At 50.7% G+C, this 23,868-nt stretch carries 22 protein-coding genes; 8 read left to right on the forward strand and 14 right to left on the reverse strand.

Annotated elements, in window-relative coordinates; genetic code table 11:
- The first annotated feature begins 511 nt into the window (after window positions 1–511).
- Together KA369_11000 and KA369_11005 are read left to right on the forward strand one after the other, a co-directional pair.
- Window positions 512–1,720 (forward strand): glycosyl transferase, encoded by a 1,209-nt coding sequence (locus KA369_11000; protein MBP7736490.1) that lies wholly within the window; start codon window positions 512–514, stop codon window positions 1,718–1,720.
- A 458-nt stretch (window positions 1,721–2,178) separates the two neighbouring features.
- Entirely contained in the window at window positions 2,179–3,687 is a 1,509-nt protein-coding gene (locus tag KA369_11005; protein MBP7736491.1) for a trypsin-like peptidase domain-containing protein, read from the forward strand.
- Window positions 3,688–3,717: 30 nt separating this feature from the next.
- Here the strand turns inward: KA369_11005 and KA369_11010 are convergent, their stop codons facing one another.
- The 3 genes from KA369_11010 to KA369_11020 all read right to left on the reverse strand — a co-directional run bounded on the left by KA369_11010 (window position 3,718) and on the right by KA369_11020 (window position 6,489).
- A complete protein-coding gene (locus KA369_11010; protein ID MBP7736492.1) occupies window positions 3,718–4,848 on the reverse strand; it encodes a CapA family protein in 1,131 nt (376 codons plus the stop codon).
- Window positions 4,849–4,958: 110 nt separating this feature from the next.
- Window positions 4,959–5,459, reverse strand: a complete 501-nt coding sequence (locus KA369_11015; protein MBP7736493.1) for an OmpA family protein — start codon at window positions 5,457–5,459, stop codon at window positions 4,959–4,961.
- A gap of 475 nt (window positions 5,460–5,934) precedes the next feature.
- On the reverse strand, window positions 5,935–6,489 hold the full coding sequence (locus KA369_11020; GenBank protein ID MBP7736494.1) for a helix-turn-helix domain-containing protein: 555 nt from the start codon (window positions 6,487–6,489) through the stop codon (window positions 5,935–5,937).
- A gap of 198 nt (window positions 6,490–6,687) precedes the next feature.
- Between KA369_11020 and KA369_11025 the strand changes: the two genes are divergently transcribed.
- From KA369_11025 to htpX, 3 genes are all read left to right on the forward strand, one after another.
- A complete protein-coding gene (locus KA369_11025) occupies window positions 6,688–8,403 on the forward strand; it encodes a chloride channel protein (protein ID MBP7736495.1) in 1,716 nt (571 codons plus the stop codon).
- 246 nt (window positions 8,404–8,649) lie between these two features.
- Window positions 8,650–9,948: an HlyC/CorC family transporter gene (locus KA369_11030; protein ID MBP7736496.1), complete on the forward strand. Its 1,299-nt coding sequence runs from the start codon at window positions 8,650–8,652 to the stop codon at window positions 9,946–9,948.
- Window positions 9,949–10,236: 288 nt separating this feature from the next.
- On the forward strand, window positions 10,237–11,112 hold the full coding sequence (gene htpX, locus KA369_11035) for a protease HtpX (protein MBP7736497.1): 876 nt from the start codon (window positions 10,237–10,239) through the stop codon (window positions 11,110–11,112).
- Window positions 11,113–11,315: 203 nt separating this feature from the next.
- Here the strand turns inward: htpX and KA369_11040 are convergent, their stop codons facing one another.
- The 10 genes from KA369_11040 to KA369_11085 all read right to left on the reverse strand — a co-directional run bounded on the left by KA369_11040 (window position 11,316) and on the right by KA369_11085 (window position 20,602).
- Window positions 11,316–11,666: a response regulator gene (locus tag KA369_11040; protein MBP7736498.1), complete on the reverse strand. Its 351-nt coding sequence runs from the start codon at window positions 11,664–11,666 to the stop codon at window positions 11,316–11,318.
- Between the two features lie 14 nt (window positions 11,667–11,680).
- Window positions 11,681–13,984, reverse strand: a complete 2,304-nt coding sequence (locus tag KA369_11045) for a PAS domain S-box protein (protein MBP7736499.1) — start codon at window positions 13,982–13,984, stop codon at window positions 11,681–11,683.
- Between the two features lie 564 nt (window positions 13,985–14,548).
- Window positions 14,549–14,983, reverse strand: a complete 435-nt coding sequence (locus tag KA369_11050) for a hypothetical protein (GenBank protein ID MBP7736500.1) — start codon at window positions 14,981–14,983, stop codon at window positions 14,549–14,551.
- Between the two features lie 45 nt (window positions 14,984–15,028).
- Entirely contained in the window at window positions 15,029–15,190 is a 162-nt protein-coding gene (locus tag KA369_11055) for a hypothetical protein (protein ID MBP7736501.1), read from the reverse strand.
- Window positions 15,191–15,388 (reverse strand): hypothetical protein, encoded by a 198-nt coding sequence (locus tag KA369_11060; protein ID MBP7736502.1) that lies wholly within the window; start codon window positions 15,386–15,388, stop codon window positions 15,191–15,193.
- A gap of 27 nt (window positions 15,389–15,415) precedes the next feature.
- The gene (locus tag KA369_11065) at window positions 15,416–15,790 is read right to left on the reverse strand and encodes a hypothetical protein (protein MBP7736503.1); all 375 of its coding nucleotides are present in this window, start codon (window positions 15,788–15,790) and stop codon (window positions 15,416–15,418) included.
- A 183-nt stretch (window positions 15,791–15,973) separates the two neighbouring features.
- A complete protein-coding gene (locus KA369_11070) occupies window positions 15,974–16,294 on the reverse strand; it encodes a MarR family transcriptional regulator (GenBank protein ID MBP7736504.1) in 321 nt (106 codons plus the stop codon).
- A 294-nt stretch (window positions 16,295–16,588) separates the two neighbouring features.
- Entirely contained in the window at window positions 16,589–17,593 is a 1,005-nt protein-coding gene (locus tag KA369_11075; GenBank protein ID MBP7736505.1) for a glycyl-radical enzyme activating protein, read from the reverse strand.
- Window positions 17,594–17,616: 23 nt separating this feature from the next.
- On the reverse strand, window positions 17,617–20,136 hold the full coding sequence (locus KA369_11080) for a formate C-acetyltransferase/glycerol dehydratase family glycyl radical enzyme (protein MBP7736506.1): 2,520 nt from the start codon (window positions 20,134–20,136) through the stop codon (window positions 17,617–17,619).
- Window positions 20,137–20,233: 97 nt separating this feature from the next.
- Window positions 20,234–20,602, reverse strand: a complete 369-nt coding sequence (locus KA369_11085) for a hypothetical protein (GenBank protein ID MBP7736507.1) — start codon at window positions 20,600–20,602, stop codon at window positions 20,234–20,236.
- Between the two features lie 236 nt (window positions 20,603–20,838).
- On the opposite strand from KA369_11085, the gene KA369_11090 reads away from it, so the two are divergent.
- Window positions 20,839–21,501 carry a TetR/AcrR family transcriptional regulator gene (locus KA369_11090; protein ID MBP7736508.1) on the forward strand — a complete coding sequence of 221 codons (663 nt, stop codon included), beginning with the start codon at window positions 20,839–20,841 and terminating at the stop codon, window positions 21,499–21,501.
- 79 nt (window positions 21,502–21,580) lie between these two features.
- On the opposite strand, the gene KA369_11095 is transcribed toward KA369_11090, so the two are convergent.
- Window positions 21,581–22,141 carry a class I SAM-dependent methyltransferase gene (locus KA369_11095; protein MBP7736509.1) on the reverse strand — a complete coding sequence of 187 codons (561 nt, stop codon included), beginning with the start codon at window positions 22,139–22,141 and terminating at the stop codon, window positions 21,581–21,583.
- 263 nt (window positions 22,142–22,404) lie between these two features.
- On the opposite strand from KA369_11095, the gene KA369_11100 reads away from it, so the two are divergent.
- Window positions 22,405–23,022 (forward strand): TetR/AcrR family transcriptional regulator, encoded by a 618-nt coding sequence (locus KA369_11100; GenBank protein MBP7736510.1) that lies wholly within the window; start codon window positions 22,405–22,407, stop codon window positions 23,020–23,022.
- 229 nt (window positions 23,023–23,251) lie between these two features.
- On the forward strand, window positions 23,252–23,857 hold the full coding sequence (locus KA369_11105; GenBank protein ID MBP7736511.1) for a TetR/AcrR family transcriptional regulator: 606 nt from the start codon (window positions 23,252–23,254) through the stop codon (window positions 23,855–23,857).
- The last annotated feature ends 11 nt before the right edge of the window (window positions 23,858–23,868 follow it).

A 23,868-nucleotide genomic window follows, 5' to 3' on the forward strand; every position in this document is an offset into this window, starting at 1 on the left:
GACGCCGTCACATTCATTTTTTTTCGGCATATGATTAAAAATAGTAAAGAGGGCTCCCTTCGATCGAAATACGATGCCCGTATCGTTCGAGGTGGTTGATGTTTAAATATTCAGAAATAATCAACTCTTTGATTAATTGAGAAAACCCGCTTGTATCGGAGTTGCCCGGGAATGTCTCTTTAATATTAAACGCGGTCCGCTCCTCCTCGTCAATCAAATTGAGGGCTTCTATAAACGCTAGTATCCGGCATTATTCAGGTTGTATCTCCGCATCATGAGTTTTTTACAGCGCTTAGATAAGTGTGGAAATCCCGATTTTTACTGTTGACAAAATTCTTTTTTGAAGATATTTTTTATGCATCAAGAGAATATTATGTCAATCTTGGAGTGATATTTTCTTTATACTTCCGAATCCGGCGCTGTTGGCAAAATTTCTAGAAATAATATTTATCGGCCTGTTATAAGATACATTGACGTTCATCATGTAACGGCAAATCATCAGGAGGCGGTCATGGCTGATTTTTTTCAAAACGGAACAATAACGACGCTGCAAAACATCAGCAAGAGATCGGTTGATTCAATTGAAGAGGAACTGCGCCAGTTTTCCCAGATGCGCAACATGGTACTCCTTCTGCCCGCGCTCTTCTCGGAATTCGAGGGACCCGCCATGCCCAGGATCATCGAAGAGCTCAAGAAGGTCGATTATGTTTCAAAAATAATTATATCCCTCGACCGCGCCGATGCCGATCAGTTCGCCATTGCCAAAGAAAAAGTTTCCGTGCTGCCGGGTGAGGTAAAAGTGGTATGGCATGACGGACCCCGCATGCTGTCGTTATACAAAGAGTTGTCGGATGCTGATTTCGATCTTTCCACGCCGGGAAAGGGGAGGTCAGTGTGGATGACCCTCGGATATATTCTGGCTGACAGGGACACCTACGCCATCGGGCTCCATAATACGGACATCGTGAATTATTCCAGGGAACTGGTCGCGAGATTATTCTACCCGGTGGTCCACCCGGCCCTGGACTATGAATTCTGCAAGGGGTATTACGCCAGGGCCACCAGCAGGTTTTATGGACGGGTCACCCGCCTCTTTTATACACCCCTCATACGCTCCCTGAAGAAAATCCTGGGACACAACAGGTTCCTCGAGTTCCTCGACAGCTTTCGCTTCGCCCTCTCCGGTGAATTCGCCTTCATCGCAACCCTGGCGCGGGGCCTTCGCGTTTCACCGACCTGGGGCCTCGAGGTCTCCATGCTGAGCGAAATATATTCGAAGACAACGGTCAACAGGGTCGCCCAGGTTGAATTGCTGGAAACGTACGATCACAAACACCAGAATATCGATAAATTACAGCGCGATACCGGTCTCTTTCGCATGTCCAATGAAATCGCGAAGACTCTTTTCAAGGTGCTCACCCAGGACGGCATCGTCATGTCGGGCTCGTTTTTCAGAACGCTCCTCGCCACCTACATCCAGGAATCGAGGTTTGCAATAGAAAAATACAATGCCCTGGCCATGTTCAACGGGCTCGCCTATGACCGCCACGAGGAAATCGTCAACACCGAGATATTCGTCGAAGCCCTCACACAGGGTGTCACAGAGTTCATGGAAGACCCTATCGGGGTTCCCATGCTGCCGGGATGGGTGCGCATACGCGCGGCCCTGCCCGGCTTTCAAAAAAAATTCAAAAAGGTCGTCGAGGACGACAACGCGTAAATGCAATGGCGAAAACGGAGCGATTGTCGCTGGACGAATCTTTGTCGTGGTCCGAAATAATCAAGTGAAAAAAAAGTTGATTAATCCATATGGGGCATGTACTATAATGGAACAAAGAGGAAACCTGTTGTCATTTGATCGAACCCTGAAAAATACACGTGGCTGGCACCACATGAACAGATCAGATACACCACTCAAATCAGCCGACGACATGGTACGGATTTCAGGAAGTGAGTTTTGCAACCTCAAGAGGCAGGGCTCAATGTCACATGATGTGTCACAAAAAACTTGGCGGCCAATGCTTTCAATAGCCGTCCTTCCTTTTGTCATAATAATTCCAAATTTAAAAAAAGACCGAAGATCAGGATAACGAGATACTGCGGGACAAAATTGCAAAGAACAATAAAACCCATGTCGTCATCTGCATAAAAAATGACAAGGAAGGGTCATCGGCGTCCATGGTGGTACCGCAATCAAACAAAAAAATGAAGATTAATCGCACAATCATGGTTTCATGTCTGCTGTTGTCATCTCTTTTGCTGGGAAATACCGCGCTGCCCCCGGATGTGTCGATCAAATCGTCAATTGTAAAAATCTATTCAATTTACGCGGATTATAATTACTCCCAGCCGTGGCAAAAGAGAACTCAGAAGGAGTCTTCAGGGTCGGGTTGCATCATTGCGGGAAATCGGATTCTTACCAATGCCCATGTCGTCAGCAACAGCACATTCTTGCAAGTGAAGCGTTCCGATCAGGCGAAAAAGTATAATGCCCGGATACACATTGTTGCCCATGAATGCGATCTTGCAATTCTCACGGTCAATGATGAAGCATTTTTCGATGGCACCAAACCGATCCCGATATCGACACTTCCCAGTATCCGCGATAAAGTCGCAGTTTATGGATTTCCAGTCGGCGGAGACGAACTGAGCATCACTGAAGGCGTGGTGTCGCGCATTGAACATGTGCGATATGCGCACAGCAGCGTTAAGTTCATGGCGTGTCAGGTGGACGCGGCTATCAATTCAGGCAACAGCGGCGGGCCCGTCATCATGAATGACAGCATCGTGGGCGTGGCCTTCCAGGCCGATGTAACAGGAGAAAACATCGGCTACATGATCGCAACGCCTGTCATCGGTCATTTCCTTGAAGATATCCGGGACGGCCGGTATGATGGATTCCCCGACCTGGGTCTGCATATCCAGAACATGGAAAACTCTGATCTTAGAAGATCCTGTAACATGGGGAAGAATATGACGGGTGTGTTCATTAATAGAATTGAATACCTTTCCCCGGCGCGTAATGTCCTAGCCGAAGGTGATATCATTCTATACATTGATTCAATGCGCGTGGGGAATGATGGTTCCGTTGAGTTCAGAAAGGGCGAGCGCACGTCGCTTCTGTACGCCGTACAGAAGCGGTTCATGAACGATGCGATTCCGGTCGTTGTTCTGAGAAAAGGTGAGGTAAAAAAATCAAGTATCAGGCTGAAGCGAACAAAACAGTCAATGCAGCTTGTCCCGTATGAACAATATGATGTGGCTCCGACATATTATATTGCAGGAGGTCTCGTGTTTGAACCCCTTACCAAGAACTACCTGCAGGAATGGGGTTCAAAATGGTATGACGAAGGACCAACGCGACTTCTTAATTATTATTTTAACGGTGTCATGACCCCAAACCGCAGCGCAGTGATTGTCCTTACAAAAGTCTTGGCAGATGAGATCAATGTAGGTTATCATGATTACTCAAACATGGTCATAACGAGAATAAACAATAGGAGGATTTCAAAAATTAACGATGTGATCTCCGCAATCGAAAACAACAATCAGAAGTATCATGTAGTCGAAACTGAAAATGGATCCAGGATAATATTGCTGAGGCAGAATGTCCAAAAATATTCGTCGCGCATATTGCGTCGATATCAGATACATGCAGATCGTTCATCGGATCTTAAGAAAGAGTGACCGAAAATCATCCTTACCCGGACCATTGTATCACTGGTGATAATCGGTGCGGGTATATTGTTTTGTGTTGTCGCCGGGAGTCCCCATTCCTGCAGCGGGTATGCCTTTACGGGGATCTATTATCCCGCAGTCATTATCAATGCTGATTTCAGTATTCAATTCATAGGACAGTTTTTGCAATAATGCAAGCACTGTTGCCGCTTCTATCCGATTGAGAAGATAAGGCTGAAACCGTATTTGCCTGTTTCGTCCTGCAACAGGTAAAACCTTTATATATTCCAGATCATTCCCACTATAATATAAAACGACGGCAATATTATCATGCTCGATTTTATTGGTGTAACCATTGATAAAATTGCCAAGAGAATACACGATGGGTTTGCCATGATACAGTTCAATACCCTGGGGCCAGTGAGGATGATGACCAATAATGGCATCCGCCCCGCAATCAATGATGGAGTGAGCCAGCGTTATCTGGTAGGGTTGCGGAGATATGGTGTGTTCGATGCCCCAGTGAAGAGAAACAATGATAATAGTGTCACCACGCCTGTGCGTCTCGATATCTTCTTTTATTAACGAAAGATCAAGGGGGGCGATTCCCGGTGAATCGATGGATGCGGAAAATGCTGCCGGCGGCCTTTCATTGTACGCGAGGATAATTATAGTGGTCCCTCCGTGATTCAAGCGCGCAGGTCTCCGTGCCGCATCCAGGGTTAAGCCTCCGCCAGCATACTGTATGTTCATATTTTTCAAAAAAAATAGCGTATCTTTCATCCCTTCCGGACCATAATCCATTAAATGATTGTTGGCTATTGAAACAGCATCCAGTTTCAGGTCCTTCAGGCATGTGGCGGTATCATTCTTAATCCTGAATATATATGGCTTGGGATGTACCGGGACGCCTCGTTCGGTAATTGGCGTTTCAAGATTGGCGAATATAAAGTCATATTTCAAAAATTCATTTTTTATTCTGGAGAAGGGGTAACCACTGCCTTTTATTTCAATATATCGTTCCGCTTCATTAGCCAGTAGTATGTCTCCGGCAAATAATATTGAAAAATGCAATGGCATCCCTGTCTTTTTTGATGGTGCCGCCGTGCAACATAAAAAGGAGAAAGCAGCGATTAGAATATATGGCAAGATTCTTTTGAATGCATTCATTATTTATTACAGGTTATAGCGCTGCATTTTTAGTTATACTCAACGATGCAAAGAGTATGCGGTCATGAGCCGTGAATGCTCATGACCGTAGAGATGCTTGCAGATGCGTCCTATTGAGGCACAATGGAAAAAGTTACTCTCCGCTGCTGGCCGCTGCGCGGAGCATATCCCGTAAGCGGTTCGGAGGACCCAACGCCTTTATAGGTGATCTTCCTCGATTCTATGCCTTCGGATGCAAGTGCTTTAACCACCGCTTTAGCCCGGTCCCGGGAGATGTTCATGTTCCCTGGTTTATCGCCTTCCTGCTTTTCAGGACCGCTGGCATCCGCATGTCCGCGCACTTCAAGGACGTAGCCGTCGGGGATTTTACCGAGAATATCCTTCACGGCAGGTGAAGCGACGCGCGCCCATGTTTTCCACTGCCGTTCAGGAACAGTTGCGCTTTTGTAGGCGAATCCGGCTACCGGATATTTGGCCAGCTGTTCGTTCGATCCTGTTACAAAGGCATTATTCGCACCGACCTGAACGGGTTCCTTTATTTGGTCTTTTGCACATGCATTCATTGCGAGAATTGCGGCTGAAATGAGTATTGTCATACACAAGGTTTTCATGCTCATGCCTCCTGATATGTTTGATTGTTTTTATTACCCTTCAGCGTGATTTCTCACGCTGACAATAGGAATCATTGAGAATGTATTGTTTCAAGTCAGTCAAATCGGCACGTATCAGGTTTTCCCATATGTTATTGCCGCTATAATTCATGTGTACCCGGCTGCAAATGGCCGGATCTGTTAATTTCAATTTTGCCGAAGAGTATGGATTATTAGTCGTATAATCGCGGGTGTTGCATCCAACAAAAAGAATAAGTTTCATCAGGGATAACACTATGATTATTGATCTTATCATTGAATTCCTTCCGGTAAAGATAGCATGTTATAATTGTAAGGTATTGATACGGAAAAGAGGTAACAAAATATTTTAAAATTATTAAATAATTTTCAATTATATCAAATATACAAAAATTCGCGTCAAGAAATTTTTTAGGATAAAATGCACATGCGGGCTAAATTGTTAGTAAAAAAAGAATCAGAAAAGTGGTGGCGTGCCGGTTACGATCAGTTTAGCAGCACGTGACCCCCTGTTTCTTACTCTGCAGGATATAAAGGATCTGAAAATTATAGAATCATCATTTTGGAGAATAACCTTTTCTTTATTTTTTATTTGAATCTCAACGGAGCCAGCCATTACGTAAATAAACCGTTCCCCTTCTATGTCGTCATCCAGTTGTGCGATGGCAATCTCCGCGTGCGGCTCCAATTGGGCTTTATATGATACATTTTTTGTATTCTGAAGCTTTGAGGCTAGAAAGGTAAGGGTAACTTTTTCAGTTTTACTGGTAAAGGTTTCGGCATCTTTGCTTTTAACAACCAGGTAGTCATTTTTTTCAACTTGATTGAAAAATGCGGATAATCCAACACCATAGAATCTCAACAAGGCCTGAAGAGAATTTAGGGATGGGGAAGCCTTGTCATTTTCGAGCTGGGAGAGCAGGCTGGTTGACATCTTGGTCTTTGTTGCTACATCGTTCAGAGTATAATTTTTCTCTTTACGCAGCTTTTTTAAATATGCCCCTATTTCCATGTTGTTGCCGCGAGTAGATGTTTTTTAAAGGAAAATTTAATTGCATAACCCTAATTCTACAACGAAAATAATTGACAAATTATATCAACAAACATTTTAATATTGTAAAAAAAATTTAATAATATTGAATTTTGTTATTAATGCATTAAGATTGAGTATTCACACCGATTTTCAATACCGGGAATTGATAGAATTCACATGATAAAACCAAAGTTACTGATACATCTACTGCAGCAATTCCCTGAAAACGTGCGGGGGACGGTCTCTACCGGCCTGCTTGGACTGGCTGCCGGTCTCTCAGCCGTGGCTTTTTTGTTTTTAATCAACTTTTTATTTTCACAAACATACCTGGTGTTCGCGACCAAATCCGTCGCGTTCTTCATCATTGCCAGTTTCATTGTCATCAGCGTCACCTCGTTGCTGGTCGGATACCTGTTGAATGTGTTCAGTCCGGAATCGGCAGGGAGCGGGATACCGCAGATCAAGACGGCCTACTGGAAAGAGCTCGGCTATGTCAGTTTCAGACCGGTCATCGTGAAATTCATAGCCGGCGTTCTCAGTATCGGCGGGGGAAGCAGCCTGGGACGTGAAGGCCCATCGGTATTCCTGGGGAGCGGCGTGGCGTCCAATCTCGACGGTGTCCTGGGGACACCTCCGCGCCAGAGAAGAAGCGCCGCCCTGATCGGGGCTTCCGCCGGCCTGGCCGCGGCTTTCAATACGCCCCTGGCCGCGATAACCTTCGCCATCGAAGAAATCATCGGCGATATGAACAACCGTTATCTGGGCCGCGTCGTTCTTTCATCGGTCATCGGCGCGTTCGCCGTCTATGCCATCCTGGGCCGCCATCCCGCCTTTTCCCTTCCATCGATAGAGAACATCAGCTGGTTCCACTATCTCGTTGTTCCTTTCGTTTCCCTTGCCGCGTCCTTTGCCGGCGTGGCTTTCCAGAAGGGGACGATTTTTCTCAGGGGCCGGCTCATCAGGCAAAAGCGCATGCCGCGCTGGCTTCTTCCGTTGTGCGGGGGGATCATAACGTGGATCATAGGCTGCGCCGTATTTTTCGCCACCGGGAAGATCGGGGTATTCGGGCTCGGGTACCAGGACCTTTCCAGCGCGCTGAACAATGCCATGGCATGGGAAATAGCCGGTATTCTTGTCGGTGCGAAACTGGCGGCCACCATTGCCTGCTATAGCTTCGGAGGGTGCGGTGGTATTTTCGCCCCTTCCCTGTTCATAGGAGGTTTGACGGGATATTTCATCGGCGGGCTGTCGGGTTACTGGGTCCCGCTGACGCCGGCGGATCATATCGTTCTGGCGGCGGTGGGCATGAGCGCCTGCCTGGGCGCGATCGTGCGGGCGCCCCTGACGTCGATGCTGATCGTTTTCGAGATGACCCACCAGTTCTCGCTGGTGCCAGGATTGATGATCGGCACCATCATCAGCCAGGCGGTGGCCCATCGATTCGGCGCCTTGAATTTTTACGACGCCATTCTTGTGCAGGACGGCCACGAGCTGCACAAGATACGTCCGCCCCTGGACCTGCAGAGCTGGCAGAACCTGCCCATATCCGCCATTGCCAGTCCCAATCCGGTCGGGCTCCATAAGCTGACCTTTGAAGAATTCCAGGAGATCATTGATACGTACCCCTATGCGGCTTTTCCCGTTTTTTCCGGAACGGAGATAAAAGGGATTCTCACGCGACAGCAATTGACGGATGCGGTTATCCGGAAGAGCATGCCCCAAATGCATGACATGGGCGTGTGTTATGCCGATCAGACGGTGAAGGAGGTGGGCAACAAATTTGTCGAATCCACGGCCCATGTTTTGATCGTCCTTGAAAGAGGCACGGACAGGATCAAGGGCATCATAACGCTCCATGATTTGATTCGGGCCCAGGCCGCCATACAGAATTAGGATTGCCGATCCTCCTGGAGTGTTTCCGTGCGGCGCCGGTATCAGCTTCCCGCGTGCCCCTGCACCAAATCGTTACTTTACAGGGGAGTGCATGCAAGCCGGCCCTTGAGCTTTTCGCTGATGGGCCGCGTTATCGTTGCCCCATTCCTCTACGGGTGTTATATTGTCTGTATCACATGAAAGGTGAGTCGGATAAGCCGTACGCTTAATAAATGAGTCCTCCACGCAGGGATGAGGTGTTTTGCCATGTCACATGAATTGTTCGCAATAATCGTTATTATCTCGATGATACTCCTGAACGGCCTGTTATCCATGTCGGAGATGGCCGTCGTGTCATCGCGGAAGCAGAGGTTGATAGCCAAAGCCGGCGAGGGACGCGCCTCCTACCTGGCCGTGCTGGGCCTCGTGGAATCGCCCACGGCGTTTCTGTCGACGATCCAGATCGGGATAACGCTGATCGGCATCCTGTCCGGCGCTTACGGCGAAGAGACAATTGCCAGGAGCCTCCAATTATATTTCCAGTCGGTACCGGCGATAGCGAGTTACAGCAATGCCCTCAGTACGGGCGTCGTCGTTATTACTATCACGTTCATTACAATTCTTTTCGGGGAACTGATTCCTAAACGAGTGGCATTGAGCAGCCCTGAGCGCATCGCCTCCCTTGTGGTGTATCCCATGAAAATATTGTCCATCATGTTCATGCCCCTGGTTCGTCTTTTTACGGTGATAACCAACCTGGTGATGACGGGCATCGGGGCGAAAAGAGACGGCAAGGCGGAACCGCCTATTACAGAGGAGGAGATAAAGGTCCTCATTAAAGAAGGGGAAGCATTCGGACTGATAAAAAAACAGCAGGTTGAAATGGTCGAGGGGGTCATCGACCTTCACGGTAACAGGATCGCGTCCATTATGAGCCCGCGGCCGGATATTAAATATATCGAGATAACCGAAACGGGAAAAAAAATAAAGGAGAGAATAATCGAGCTGGGGGATTATCCATACCTACCGGTGTGCAGAAACGGCCTTGATCATGTCGTCGGGGTGATAAAAACGCGGGATGTTTTGAGAAAAATCATAAAGGGTGAATACAAATCGCTTTCACGGCATCTTGAAAAGCCGATGTACGCGCCTGAAAGCATAAGCCCTCTCAAAGTGCTTGAGCTCTTTAAAATCAATAAATCCCATGTCGCCTTTGTCATCGACGAATATGGCGGAGTGACGGGCCTGGTTACCATGCATGACGTAATCGAGGAAATCGTCGGAGAAGTTCCGGAATTCACTGAAGAGGGGAATCCCAGGATCACGCGGCGTAAGAATGGCAGCTACCTGGTTGATGGGATGGTTTCAGTGGATGATTTCATTGAGCATTTCAAGGTTGATATCGCCGGAGAGGGAAATTACAATACCCTGGCTGGGTTTATCATGGAGCGGATCGGCCGGATTCCCAGGGCAGGGGAAACGCTCGCATATGGCGGCTATTCCTTCGAGGTCGTCGACATGGACGGCAACAGGATCGACAAGGTGCTGGTGAAAAAAATAACGTAGACGCAGGCTGTGATCATCGTGCCGGTGATAAACCGACAGGGAAAACCAGCCGGCCGGGCTGCCGGATTCGCCGCTTTTTTTAACGGAGTTATGGCCGGCGCAATAAGAAAAGGCGGGGGAAACACCCGGAATTTTTATGTGCCGCTGTAACCATACCTCTTGACATTTTCCCCAATGGTTACAAATGTCCTTGTAAACGGGCCTTTGCCCTTTGGCCCATAGCGGTTCCAGGGCCGATCTTTTAATCAAGCAATGACATATTAATATTTTACGAGGTGTATATTCATGCTGAAAAGAATAGGTTTATTTCTACTCACCAATATCCTGGTGATCCTCACGGTCAGTCTTATTTTGAACGTGGTGCTGCCCATGCTGGGCATACGGCTCGCCGGAGCCTGGGGCATCGCGGTATTCAGCGGCGTTTTCGGCATGGCCGGCGCTTTTATTTCCCTGGCCATAAGCCGCTGGATGGCAAAGAGGGCCTACAATATACAGCTCCTGGACGGCTCCACGCAGGATTACCGTGGCCGCGAGATATATGACATGGTGGCCCGGCTTTCACGGCAGGCCGGCCTCCCGGCCGTTCCCGAGGTGGGTATCTATCAATCCGCCGAGCCGAACGCCTTCGCCACGGGGCCGTCAAAGAAAAAATCCCTGGTGGCCTTTTCCACGGGCCTTCTCTCGTCCATGGAGCGGAGCGAAGTTGAGGCCGTAGCTGCCCACGAGGTGAGCCACATCGCCAACGGCGACATGGTGACCATGACCCTTCTTACCGGCGTGGCGAACGCCCTGGTCATGTTCCTGGCCAGGATCATCGCGCAGGTTTTCGACAGCTTCCTCCGCGGCGACGATGACGAAGGCGGCCTCGGATTTTTCGGATACATCATTACCGTCATGGTGCTGGAGACCGTCCTCATGGTTCTGGCGTCCATCCCGCTGGCGGCCTTTTCGCGGTTAAGGGAATACCGGGCCGACGCGGGCGCCGCGAGCATCACGTCGCCGGGGGCCATGATTTCGGCGCTCCAGCGTCTCCAGCAGGCGGCGTCCCTTCCCCAGGTTAAGGATTCTTTTGCCATGGCGAAGATCAGCTCGCCTAAAAGAATGTCCCTGTTTGCGACGCACCCGCCCCTGGAAGACCGCATCGCCCGGCTCAGGGGGATGTAGCTGATCTCAATCCCAGCTCCATCTTGCGTTCCTTCTCCGGCTCTGCGGGAGAATCCCCGGGACGGGATTCTTCAAATCAAGCTCCTGTCATGAGCTCCGCAAGGAGGCGCTTTTCCTGGGGATCGATGACACCGTCTCCGTCGGCGATGGACAAAATCTTGTCATATAAGGGCGCATGGGTCCCGGAATCAATGACGCGAGGGTCATGCATAACCCAGTAAAAGGTCCATGGCACCCATGTTGAGGGGCTTGTGAAGGTATTGCACCGATTTCAGGTCTTTCACTCTCTCGATGACCGTGTCGTTCATATAACCGCTCATGAATATGATGCTTGTTTGAATTTCGGAAAGGATCTTGTTGGCCGCTTCTATCCCGTCCATCTCGCCGGCTAGGCGAATGTCCATTAATATGACATCGGGACATTTTTCTTTCGCCTTCATGACGGCCTCTTCCCCGGTCGAAACCGGGCCGATCACATCGGCGCCGCGCTTCTTCAGGTGGTTGTTCAGCACCATCGCCGGTATGGCCTCGTCTTCGACGATCAGTATTTTCATCTGCGATTCCCTTCCTATACACGGGGTTTGAAGAGGGTGTCTTTGAATCGAATGACGCATTCGGTCCCCTTCACGGACATGAATTCGGCCCTGCCTTTAAGCTGGTACTCGGTCAGGGCGAAAACTATGTTCAATCCCATCCTGCCGTTGGCCCTGAAGTCAAAGCCGGGCGGCACGCCCGCGCCGTTATCCGCAACCGTCAGCTCTATCCCGCCATCCTCGATCCTGTGAAGCCGGATCGTTATTTCGCCTTTTCGGCCGTCGGGAAAGGCGTATTTCAGCGCGTTGGAGATCAGCTCGTTTATGATCAGGCCGCACGGCACGGCCGTGTCTATGAGCACATTCACGCCCGATATGTCGAAGTTAAGACCGATCCTGTCGTGGGGGATCCCGTAGCTCTTTATCAGCATGTCAACAAGATCAATGACGTACTCGCCCATGTCGATGCTGGAAAGGTTCTGTGACTGGTACAGCTTCTTGTGGACCAATGACATGCTCTGGATGCGATTCTCCATCTCGTTGAATATCTCTTCTATCTTCCCGGTTTTCACATACTCCAATTGCAGCGAGAGCATCGACGAGATCACCTGCATGTTGTTTTTCGTGCGATGATAGAGCTCGCGCAGGAGGGTCTGGTTGCGTTTGAGCGAGGCCTCTATTTCCTGCTCGGCGCGCTTGCGCTCGGTGATGTCGCTGAAGACGCCCTCGATCCCGATGACGCTGTTGTTCTCGTCGCGATAGTACTGGCTGTTGGTCAGCACGCAAACGGGACTTCCATCATGTTTCTTGAGCACCGCCTCGTATTGGGAAACCGTGCCCTTTTCTTCCAGGATGGAAAGCAGCTTTTCCCTCTCGTCCGGATGATAATAGATATCCCTGCCTATGCTCTTTCCCGCCAGCGAGTCCACCAAGGGATATCCGAGGAGCCGCGCCGCCGACGGGGTCGCAAAGGTGACATTGCCCTCCAGGTCGCACCGGTATACGGCGTCCTGCATGTTGTCGACGAGGGTGCGGTATTTTTCCTCGCTTCGGATCAAACGCTTTTCGGCCTTTTTCCGCTCGCTTATGTCCGTATGCACGCCGATAACGCTTACCACGTTTCCATTGGCGTCCTTTACCGCGTCGGCCCTGAGAAAGATGGGCAGGCAGTTCCCGTCTTTCGCGATCATCTCAACCTCTCCCTGCCATGAGTTGCCGGACATGATCGCTTCGAACACTTCCTGGCCGATTACCTTGTCCTTGTACGCCGCAATTGGATGGCGAAGGGCGACCTCATCTACGGTGAAGCCGAACATCCTGTCGAATGCCTTGTTTTGATAAAAATGGCGGCCCTGGGCCGTGGCCATGCCGATGGCGTCGGTGGTCGAATCGATGGCGTATTTAATCTGTTTCAATTCATCTTCAACGAGTTTCCGTTCCGTGATGTCTATGAATGTCGTGATCGCATAGACCTCGCCCTTGTGGGAGACGATACGTGAGGACAGGAGTCCCCAGAATGACGACCCGTCCCCGCGAAGGAACCGGGTCTCGAAATTGCTTATATATCCCTGCTTGTTGAGCGTTTCGACGATGGTAAGCCGGTCGGCCTGATCGGCGTAAAATTCGGTCGTGAGAAAGTCGGTATATTCCTGCCGGCTCAGGCCGCTTAACTTGATAAAGGCCGGATTTCCGTACAGTATCCTGCCGTTGGAGAGACGCGAGATGATGAGGGGCACCGCGACGGTCTCCAGTACCTTATTGATGTATTCCTGTTCTTCCCTGATGGCTGCTTCTTTGTCCCTGTGTTGTGCGATCTCCTCCCGCGCTTTCCGGTATGACCGCGCATTGTCCAGCGCAATGGCCATGGTCGTGGATAGCATATGCAACAGCTCCAGGCTCCCGTCGGTGAAAGCCCTGGCGGCCCGGTTGTCTTCAAGATAGATGATGCCGCTGATCCTTTCCCGGTTCATCAGGGGCATGCACGCGACTGATTTTACCTTATGATTCTTTATATACGGATCATTCATGAACGCGCCGGATTGGCAGGCGTTGTCCAGGACGATCGATTCCCGCAGGCGGGCCGCCTGGGCGACGATTGCTGAAGACACCTCGCCGTTTGCGGTTATGGCGCGGCCCATTAATACGTCAACAGCGGGCCTGTCAGCCTCTCCCATGGCTTCTATCGCCCATTCTTCGCCCTTTTCAAGCAGCAGGGCACCGCGCCGCGCCCCGGTTTTTTCAAGGGCGACGCGCACCAGCTTTTCCAGCAGGCTCCCGAGATCGATCTCTGCCGCGATGGCATTTGCCGTTTTAATGACGGTCGCCGGGTCGAGGTGCATCAGGGGCCTTCAGGGATGCGGGAAAGAGATGGCAGTGTTTGTCCGGACAGATGCATTTCCCTCTCTCAAAAGTTTGAAATTATCCGAATATGATAAACTTCTTCTTAAAATGCATCCCTTGAAGCGGGATAAGATCTATCTGAATCAGCGGGTGAAACAGTCAGTCACTGAACAGATGGCTAGAGATTTCATTCAACGCGTGGAAACAGGGAAATAATACCGCATGGTCACAAATATTGATCATCAGTAATAATTGTAATAAGATTTTGATTATTTAGCAAGATATTTTTACAACCGTAATATAAAAAACGGGGGATGATTCTATGGGCATAATGGTGGCAGTTATCGGTCTGGCAAGGAGGCGAACATTTCCATGGCTGTCCGGTCCGTCCCGGGGATTCCAAAAACCGCAAGAGTTCATTGCGATGAATCCGTGTCAACCAAGGTAACTGCCCTGGAAAGCTTCCTCGATCACACGGTCACGGGACAGATCAATAATCCGTCTGGAAACGACCGGAGGCGGGTAATCCCTCCTCCGGAAAAGTTGAAATCCAATCATATAAATTATGTCTGACCGATGGGGGTAGGGCTCGCCTGATCCTTGGCGTTTTTCATGAAAAAATAGCCGATACCCTGCGCGATCATCAAAATAACGGACACGCACCACAGTGGCGCCATTCTCCCCAGGGAAATGCCGCCGGCCATATAGAAAGGAATGCCTGCCGCAATCAGTCCGGACAGAAGAGGAAACAGGGTTATGGGTATGATTCCCCTGCGTTCAATTGGATTGGCTGCCGCCCACAACAATATGCCCGTCCAGCCTGCCATGAGCGCGGCGCCGACGTTCATCAGATACAGGGCCGTGGCATCCGGCGCAAAGTCATTGATGCCGATGACCATGCCCGCCAGCTTGGGGAACATCAGGGGTGGCACGAATAAGGCATCCGCGACGGCGCCCGCTATAAATGTGATACGTACGAACAAAACTTTTTTATCCATGTTCTTTCCCTCTACAATAAAATCATTAACCATTCCATCAAATGATCAGCCGCCCAGGGGGCAGCGGTTGAACTCAAAGGAAACCTCCTGGAAGAGCGGGGCCAGAAATGCGTTTTGCGCCAGGGTAAGGTACAAGCCTTTCTTTCCGCCATGTTGTTTTCGATGATTCCTTGCGTGTTCTTCTGACCAGAAGAAGACCGACTTCATTCAGAAATCATCGATGATGCTCGGCGCCTTCAGCCTGGAGAAATCGACCATGGGGATAAAGAAGACAGGGTCCGACGTTTCGTCTTCCAGGATGAAGCTCAAGTCGCTGTTCATCCGGAACCTGATCTCCCTGCCGCAGCAGGCGCACTCTGTCCTGATATTGAAGGTAAGGGATTCACCGCGTAAACGTCCTTGCACGAAGGGCGTTGCGACCGCGTCCGTCGCTCAGGCGGCCCCGATGGACTCCCCGGTGGAAAATTCGACCCGGTGCGGGGTGGGCGCCACGGTCACCGGGTACGCCCACTCGACGTCCCTCCCGCCGGGGCGGAATAAAAAGAGCTTGCGGCGCTCGAGCTCGTTCATGATCGACACGACATGACTGGCATCCATGCCGAGCCCGCGGGCGACGAAATCGGGACCCATCGGCCGCGCGTATCCCGGCAGCTCCCGGACCACGAAGTGGTGCACCTTCCGCTGGTCCCCGTCAAGATGGCCGAAGGTCACCCTGTTCTTCGACGCTTCTTTGGACGCCATTATCCTGAAGAGGCCCCAGGGGACGGGAACCATGTATCGCCCATGGCCGAACAGAATTCGTTTCATGAGATTCTCCTTGATCATTGAATTATGTTTAGATACTAAACAGATAATTATAATTTAGCATCTAAACGGCAAATCGTCAAGTCACAATCGGAATTTTTTTGGAAATCTTTATGACCGGTGGCTGATAGCCTGATTGCTCCGTAAGGCCGGGAAATACGCCATTGGCGGATCCGAATGTTTTAATTACGTATGGCCGTTTGTTAATTGTGCTTCTATATAATTCAAAAAATCGCCGATGACTTTACGGTCCCGTTCCGGAAGGGAAGTCAAATATGAGTTAAATCGCCTGGATATGCCTTCTTGAATTTTTTTGCATTGCTTATATACGTTTTTGCCTGGATCGGTTAATATGATCGCCAGGTCATTGTTGTCGGGATTTTTTTTCTTTTTCAGGATCCCTTTCTTGACAAGGCGGGAAATGGTCTGCGATACGGCCCCCTTGGTCACGCCCAGCTGCCTGACAATGGTGCCGTAGCTTTCTTCTTTCCCATTGGATATCATCAAGATGAGATGTATTTCAGAAGGAAACAATTTTAGATCATCGCCGTATGTCAGGACTGTGCTTTTCTCGTTAAAAATTATCTGATTGATGATACGTATAAATTGATCGGTGCTGGCTTCACTATGTTTTGTCATGGCCGTATAAGGTAAAAGATATAAGAGTATCGCGCATTGTCAGCCTGAATTATTGGACGGGGTTGTCAAAAAGTCAATTAGATTATCATGGGCAGGCACAAGCGGGTTGTTTGAACGTGCAATGCCGAAGAGTGTAGCATGCGATGATTCCACCACATAGCCTCAAGCCTGCGGAAGCCGGTCCTGCGCTATTTTATTGCCCGCACCGGCCACAGCCGGTATTCCATAGGATTGCATGTGTTCAGCGATACGCTTAATGTTCTGTTCCCAGATCGTCCTTTCCGGGGGGGTGAAGTAATTCATCGGATATTCCCTGCCCAGTGACTTGTATTTCTCCACGCCCAGCTGTCTGTAAGGGAGCAGCTGGACCTGCATGACGCGGTTGCCGAGGTCACCCATGATAAAATCCGCGGTGGCGCTGATATTTTCATCGCCGTCGTTAAGCCCGGCGATGACCGGAACGCGGATGATGAGGGGCTTGTTCGCCTTCGCCGCTGCCGTAATATTTTCCAGAATGCGCTCATTGCCGACGCCCGTATATTCCCTGTGCTTTTCCGAATCCATATGCTTGATGTCGGTTATGATCATGTCCGGGAGCGGAAGGATCTCGCTCACTATCTCTTGTGCGGCGTGAAGGGAGGATTCGACGCAGGTATGGATGCCGCGGCCCCGGCATTCTTTCAGGATCTCGGCCGTGAACCGCCACTGCGCCAGCGGCTCACCGCCGGAGATCGTCACGCCTCCGCCCGACTTTTTGTAAAAATCGATGTCGGACAGGATAGCCTTCATGACTTCGGGCACCGTCATCTTTTTGCCCCACACCGTCAGGGCCCCGGAGGGGCAGGCGTCGGCGCATGCAAGGCACCCGGCGCACTTTTCCCGGTCAATCCCCGTTATGGCGGTACCGTCGGTCAGGAGCGCGCCCTTTCCTGATTCCGAACACGCCTTGACGCAGTAGCCGCATTGGGCGACGCCGATGCAGCGTTTGGAATAGACGCCCACCTCGGGATTCGGTCCCATGCTCTCGGGATTGCTGCACCAGCGGCAGCGCAGGGGGCATCCCTTTAAAAAGATTTCCGTCCGTATGCCGGGCCCGTCATGAATGGTATACCGCTGTATGTCGAAGACCAATCCCTCGCCGCGGGCGTTTGCGCTTTCGGATTTCATAAAGGGCTTCCTTCCCGCGCTTGTCAATCGAAGGAGAGCTCGGTCCTTCCCATGATATCGTACTGCAGGGGCTTTGAGAGTTCCACGAAGATGGCGCTGTATCCGGCGACGCGCACCACCATGTCCCGGTAGTTTTCCGGGTGCTTCATGGCGTCCTCAAGGGTCTCCCGGCTTATTATGTTGAACTGGCAGTGCATCCCCTTCCGGTCGAAGTAGGATTCTATCAGGGAGATGAAATTATCCCTGCCGGAATCTCCCGATACGGCCGAAGGCGAGAACTTCATGTTGAGCAGCGTGCCGTTCCCCGCCCGTATGTGATCGAGCTTCGCCACCGATTTGATCATCGCCGTGGGACCGCTTACGTCGTGGGACCTGATCTGGGTGTGGACGGCGCCGAGGCAGTCCGAGACAGGCTCAAGGGCCTTGCGTCCTTCCGGCGAGGCCCATTGCACCAGCCCGAGGGCGACATTGGCGGAAACCGAGTAGACCCCCGGAAGGTATATCCCGCCCCGCGCGTTGGGCCTGTTCTCGACATGCTTGCAGTAGGTGTCCGAAGCGAATCGCGCCAGGCTGTCCGCGTAGTCGTCGTCGTTCCCGTAATGATGGACCCTGTCGCTGTTCACCAGCGCGTAGAGCGGCTCGTTGCCCGTCCAGTTCTGCTCGCAGGCGTCGAGGAGCTTCCTGCCGCTGACCTTCTTCTCGTCAAAAACGAGCTGCTTGATGGTCGACAATCCGTCCGCCACGGCGCCGACTCCCACGGCCTGGGGCCCGGTGAAATTATAATGCGCTCCCCCCGCCGTGACATCCACGCCCCGGTCGATGCAGTCGTCCATCAGCGCCGAGAGGTAGGGAAGGGGCTTCAATTCCCGGTGCGCCCCGTCCATGATCTCGATGCCGGCGATCATCAGGTCGACCCAGTATTTCATCTGTTTATCATATGACTCGAGCACCTGGTCAAACGAGGTGAAATCCGCGAGGCTCCCGGTTTCCGGTCCCAGGCGCTTTCCCGCGCCGCCGCACCGGTCCCAGCGCATGCAGTGGGAGCCGCAGCCGATGCAGCGGCCGTCGTTGATCGCCAGCTCCAGGACCTTGGCTATGCTGAAATAGGCGGCGTCGTGCCAGCCGTATTCCCTGCCGCCGGCGTCGATCTCGACGCACCCGACCACGTGGTAATTCCTGGAATCCTCAAGGGTCCTGCCCGCCCGCAGAGAAGCCGGTATGGCGGCCTGGTCGTTGAAAATCTTGGGCTGGCCCGTGCCGATGCGTATGACGTTGGCGGTTTTTACCTTCAGCTCCCGCGGCGTGTTCTCGTGCCACCGCACCGCCAGCCAGGGAGTGCCCCACCGGGTATGGGCAAGGGCGTCAAGGCACATGTAGGTCAGGTCGTTGGTGGCGTCCTTTCCTTCCCTGTCGACGCCGCCGATCGTCAGCGAATCCCCGCCCATTCCCCTGCCAGAATTGGCTATGACGGTCATCCTGTCGCGGAGCTTCGTCCACCAGATGTCCTTCATGTAGAGTATCTCGATCAGCTCCTGTATCCATTCCCGGGTCGCCGCGCCGGACCTGGTGTCGGCGTCGTAGAACGGGAGCATGTACTGGTCGAAGCGGCCGAAGGAAACGGAATGGCCGTTCGTTTCGATGAGTGTTATGGTCGTGGCCATGAACATCAGCTGAAGGACCTCCCAGAAGGTGCGCGGACTGTTCTCCGATACCCATTCGCAATTGTCCGCGATTTTAGGAAGAAGCTTCCGCCACTCCGGGTCCTTTTCCTTTTTCGCCAGGCTCCGGGCGAGGGCGGCGTAGCGCCGCAGGTAATCGCTCGCGGCGTCCAGGACTATCAGCTCGGCCTCGTAAAAGTCGCGCTTGCCGCTGTTCCCGGGATCGTTCGCGTCCAGCTCCTCCATCTTCTTCCTGGCCGCTTCCTTGAGGCCGCCGTATCCCAGGGCGAAGAGCTTTTCATAGTTCAGCTGGAGATGGCCGATGCCGGCGAACATGTAAAGGTTCAGGAGGAAGAGGTTGCGCTCCAGGTTGCTTCCCTTCTTCTCGTCGTCGGTCATGCGGGACGCTATGGCTTCATCGATGCTTTTGCCCTTCCAGAAGCTTTCGATTCCGAAGAGCTTTTTCCTGGATTCTTTGGTCATGTAATATTCGTCATGGAGCCTCTTGTCCCAGGGGTGATTCTTCATCTCGTCGACGATCCAGCCATAGGAATGCTCGGGAAAGATGGGGGCTGATTTCATCGGCGCCGCCATCTCGCCGACGATGAGCTCGTCGGGAAGGATGCGTATGGTGACGTTGCGGAGCACGTGGGCCAGGGCGTGGGCGCACTTGAGTATCTGCGGGGAGCCGCGATATTTTTCATAGGCCTCGGTCACAAGGCAGGCCCGTTCATGGTCGACGGTGAATTTGCTGTCCAGTATGAACCTGCGGAACCGGTTCACGCGGGGAAAGGGCGAATGGGAGTCACCCATGGCGTTGGCCCCCACTCCCCAGTCCCTGTCGGTCGGTTCCACGGGCAGGGGCCTTATCGCCGGCTCCGCCATTTTTTTTGCCGATTGTGCCATTGCGGTTTGCATAACGTTCCTCCTCTCGTACGATAGAGCCGTTTCATTTCACGGGCTCGTATTGCGGATGATTCCCTTAACCCTCCTGCGCGGACATCTTCCCCAGGGCGGTCAGGAACCATATGAACTCCTTGTAGTTTCCTTCGGACTGCAGCTTTTTCTCCGTCAGCGCGGCTATGATCGCCTCGTCGTCCCCGGACGACATGACGCTGAAGGCGGTGCCGCCGTCGCACCACACGAAGGCCGCGTCGGCCGGGGCCGAATCCATTGCCGACGTGTGAACCCGGCCGTCCTGTATGATAAAGGTTTTACCCTGCCTGCCGTCGGCAGTCTTCATTACTATCCTGACGTTCTTTCCTTTAATAAAATTCCGGAAGGCATTGTTGTTTTTCGCCGCTTTCTTCATTTTCTGTCCCACTATGAACAGCAGTAGTTTGAATTTCATGGGATGCCATCCTCATATTTATTATATTGACAAATTCATGTTACTATGATATTAAATACGGTGTTATTATTAAATGTAACAGTGTATCAATTATTGTCAATACTAATATACGAAAAACCGGTATTTTTATTGATATATAAGTTTTTTAATTAAATAAATAAACAATTTATGATGTATGTGTGATAATTTCTCTACACAGTAACATCATTGGTGTTTGAGTTGGAATAATAATCGATATGGCAAACAAGACACGATCGCCGGAAATCATAAATTTTCAAAAACAGCAGATGAGCAAGGCAGCCCTGGAAATCATCGTCAAGGAAGGCTACAACAACCTCAGCATTCGAAAACTGTCGAACAAGCTCGGGATTTCGCCGACCACCATTTACAATTACTTCAAGAACCGCGAAGAAATCTATATTTACGTGCTGAATAACGGGTTCGAGATGCTCTACGAGGAGTTGAAAAAATCCTACGCTCCCGCGGCGGACCCCGTGGATAAGCTCCGCGCGCTGAGCAGGGCCTTTTTTTCATTCTCCACCCGCGAGCGCGAGCTTGCCTATATCATGCTCATACTGGATACTCCCAAGTATTACGACTACCTGGAAACGGAATATGAGCCGTTCATGAGGATCGAGCTGTCAAACGCCCTCAAGTGCAGGGATGAGGTCATAAAGATAATCTCGGAAATATCGGACAGGTACCCGGCGCTCCCGAAGGACGAGGTGGCGTTCCGCACCTACAGTATCATCGCCAAGCTGGTCGGCCTTATCACGACATGCAACAACAACCTGATCAAATACCTGATTGACGAGAGCGAGGGAGCCATTGAAAGGATGCTCGACGATATCATGGGTCCCTTCGAGGCCGTCAGGGAGCGAAGGCATTCGGGATCTTAGCTTCCGAATGCCGATGTCCAAACACTACAGGGGTGCGGATTTCAGGGCTGCGGTATATCCCTTCTCAATTCAAATGATTTTAAACGGGGGTGCATACAAGCCAGTCCTTGGCTTCTTCGCTGATGTTCCACAATTTGGATTCGTTGATTTTCCGCTTTGATTCCTGCCGCGGCTGGTGGCCGTCCTCGATTATAAGCCTGCCGTTCTTTTTCAGCATTCTGTGCAGTTCTTTAAGAAGAATATCCGGGTGCTTTACCATGTGAAACATGTCAAGGGCGTATATCACATCGGCGGAATTGTCAGCGATATCGCACTTGTAATCATGCACCAGCACGGGCTTCACGTTCGCCAGGCTGTATCTGGCGATCTTTTTCTCGATTGCCCGCATCGCAAGCTCATGAATATCGGCGGCATAGACTTTTCCCCCGGCGCCCGCCAGCCTGGAAGCTTCTTTTATGTAATTCCCGGGGCCGCATCCGAAATCTATGACCGTATCGCCCGGCCTGATGCCGAATTTTTTAAGCTTTCTTTCGGGGGAACCGAATAAGCCCCAGATAAAGAACAGGAAGGACATGCCCCTGAAGGCGATATCCGGTATCCTGTCCATGTTGCTTCCCGATAATTTTTCTTTAACAGACATTGTTTTGCTCCTTTTATGTTGTATGGTACTGTATTCTTCAGCTCAGTGAGAATTTCTATTCAAGGATTTAATCAAGTTCCCGGAGGTGAAAGAATCGCCATGGCCGGGATAAAAATTCACGGCGCCCGCCTTCAATAATGCGCTGAACTAAAGCTCATGTTATATTAAATAATATGAACTTTAGTTCACAAAGTCAAGGAAAAAATGAACTTAAGTTCACATTTTTCTTGACGGGGAACGCGCGCCGGTTATATCTTGAAAACATGGATAATAACAGTAAAACGCGCATACCGCGGCAGGAAAGAGGCAAAGAGACGAAAGAGCGTATATTGAATGCCGGGCGGAAGCTTTTTTCCGAAAAGGGGTTTTACAAGACCAATTCAAAGGAGATCGCCAGGGAGGCGGGCGTTTCGATCGGGGCGTTCTATGTATACTTCAAGGATAAAAAAGGCCTTTTCAAAGAGCTGCTGATCGATTATCACAGGAAAATAAAACATGTTCTGACCACCATTGACATAGAAAGTTTTATCCAGGCTGACGCAAGGAAGGATTTTTTGAGGTACCTGGTCGATAAATTGATCGAATCCCATGATATTTATCCCAGGTTTCATCAGGAAGTTCACGCGATGGCCCAATCCGACCCTGAATTTTCACAGATAATGGAAATGTCAAAAACGGAATCACTCAGGGTCACGAAGTCAATACTGTCCACATGGAAAGATCAATTACGCGTAAAAAACATTGACGCTGCCGCCGTTGTGGTGCAGACGTCGACCGAGGAAATCGTTCACGCCGTATTGTTTTCCTCCAATAAAGTTCAGGTGAAAAAAATTATTGAAGAGCTCACTGACATGCTGTATTGTTATCTGTTTCGGGAATAAACAGTGTGATCCTCCCTTCATGCCCTGGTTGGATTGAAGAACCTCCGCTACCTTCCGGATTTGCCCCACCCCACAATTTTTTAACCCATCAGGCGCGCAGTTCATCGCTATAAGCGGTTTAAGAGCGCTGTAATAACTATATCTTTTATTAAAAGGAGTTGACAGAATTCAATATAAAGACAGTATGACTAATAGAGTAAATATAGTCATACATATACAGGAGAGGTTGATGCCAAAAGCCTGGAGCACAAGGGAAAAGGAACTGGTCAGGAAAAGCCTGCAGGCCGAGGGTCAGAAACTATTTGAAAAGCAGGGAATCCAGAAAACAAGCGTTGATGATATCGTTCGCGCTGCCGGCATATCGAAGGGAGCGTTTTATATATTCTATCGCTCAAAAGAAGAGCTATATTTTGACATCATGGAAAAGCTTGAAAAAGGATTCAAGGAGCAGCTGTTCGGGTGCCTCTCGCGGCCCGGCCTGACCAGGAAAAAAAGCTTTGAGCTGTTTCTCAGGGAGATGCTCGTCATTTTCGCGGAAACGCCGATACTCAGGCAGATGAGCTCGGCCGATTATACCTATCTGTACCGAAAGCTGCCGGAAAAGGCGATTAAAAATCATCTCGCCAGCGACCTGGAGCAAACCTCGCGGGTATTCGGCGAATGGATGAAAAAAGGATGGATGAGAAAAGTGGATATGGCCGGTCTCGCGGGACTCATCTTTTCCCAATATTATTTTATCATGCATAAAGACGATCCGATGGCCTTTTCCTTTGATGCGGAGAAGGAGATCTGGATCAAAATGATGGTGGATTATCTCATCATCTCGGACAAGTAATTTTTCAAAAA

The sequence above is a fragment of the Spirochaetota bacterium genome, assembly GCA_017999915.1.
Lineage (GTDB): Bacteria > Spirochaetota > UBA4802 > UBA4802 > UBA5550 > RBG-16-49-21.

Coding starts and splice junctions, on each gene's coding strand:
- KA369_11000 (MBP7736490.1), top strand. CDS start 512: ATGGCTGATTTTTTTCAAAACGGAACAATAACGACGCTGCAAAACATC.
- KA369_11005 (MBP7736491.1), top strand. CDS start 2,179: ATGGTGGTACCGCAATCAAACAAAAAAATGAAGATTAATCGCACAATC.
- KA369_11010 (MBP7736492.1), bottom strand. CDS start 4,848: ATGAATGCATTCAAAAGAATCTTGCCATATATTCTAATCGCTGCTTTC.
- KA369_11015 (MBP7736493.1), bottom strand. CDS start 5,459: ATGAAAACCTTGTGTATGACAATACTCATTTCAGCCGCAATTCTCGCA.
- KA369_11020 (MBP7736494.1), bottom strand. CDS start 6,489: ATGGAAATAGGGGCATATTTAAAAAAGCTGCGTAAAGAGAAAAATTAT.
- KA369_11025 (MBP7736495.1), top strand. CDS start 6,688: ATGATAAAACCAAAGTTACTGATACATCTACTGCAGCAATTCCCTGAA.
- KA369_11030 (MBP7736496.1), top strand. CDS start 8,650: ATGTCACATGAATTGTTCGCAATAATCGTTATTATCTCGATGATACTC.
- KA369_11040 (MBP7736498.1), bottom strand. CDS start 11,666: ATGAAAATACTGATCGTCGAAGACGAGGCCATACCGGCGATGGTGCTG.
- KA369_11045 (MBP7736499.1), bottom strand. CDS start 13,984: ATGCACCTCGACCCGGCGACCGTCATTAAAACGGCAAATGCCATCGCG.
- KA369_11050 (MBP7736500.1), bottom strand. CDS start 14,983: ATGGATAAAAAAGTTTTGTTCGTACGTATCACATTTATAGCGGGCGCC.
- KA369_11055 (MBP7736501.1), bottom strand. CDS start 15,190: ATGAAGTCGGTCTTCTTCTGGTCAGAAGAACACGCAAGGAATCATCGA.
- KA369_11065 (MBP7736503.1), bottom strand. CDS start 15,790: ATGAAACGAATTCTGTTCGGCCATGGGCGATACATGGTTCCCGTCCCC.
- KA369_11075 (MBP7736505.1), bottom strand. CDS start 17,593: ATGAAATCCGAAAGCGCAAACGCCCGCGGCGAGGGATTGGTCTTCGAC.
- KA369_11080 (MBP7736506.1), bottom strand. CDS start 20,136: ATGGCGGAGCCGGCGATAAGGCCCCTGCCCGTGGAACCGACCGACAGG.
- KA369_11085 (MBP7736507.1), bottom strand. CDS start 20,602: ATGAAATTCAAACTACTGCTGTTCATAGTGGGACAGAAAATGAAGAAA.
- KA369_11090 (MBP7736508.1), top strand. CDS start 20,839: ATGGCAAACAAGACACGATCGCCGGAAATCATAAATTTTCAAAAACAG.
- KA369_11095 (MBP7736509.1), bottom strand. CDS start 22,141: ATGTCTGTTAAAGAAAAATTATCGGGAAGCAACATGGACAGGATACCG.
- KA369_11100 (MBP7736510.1), top strand. CDS start 22,405: ATGGATAATAACAGTAAAACGCGCATACCGCGGCAGGAAAGAGGCAAA.
- KA369_11105 (MBP7736511.1), top strand. CDS start 23,252: ATGCCAAAAGCCTGGAGCACAAGGGAAAAGGAACTGGTCAGGAAAAGC.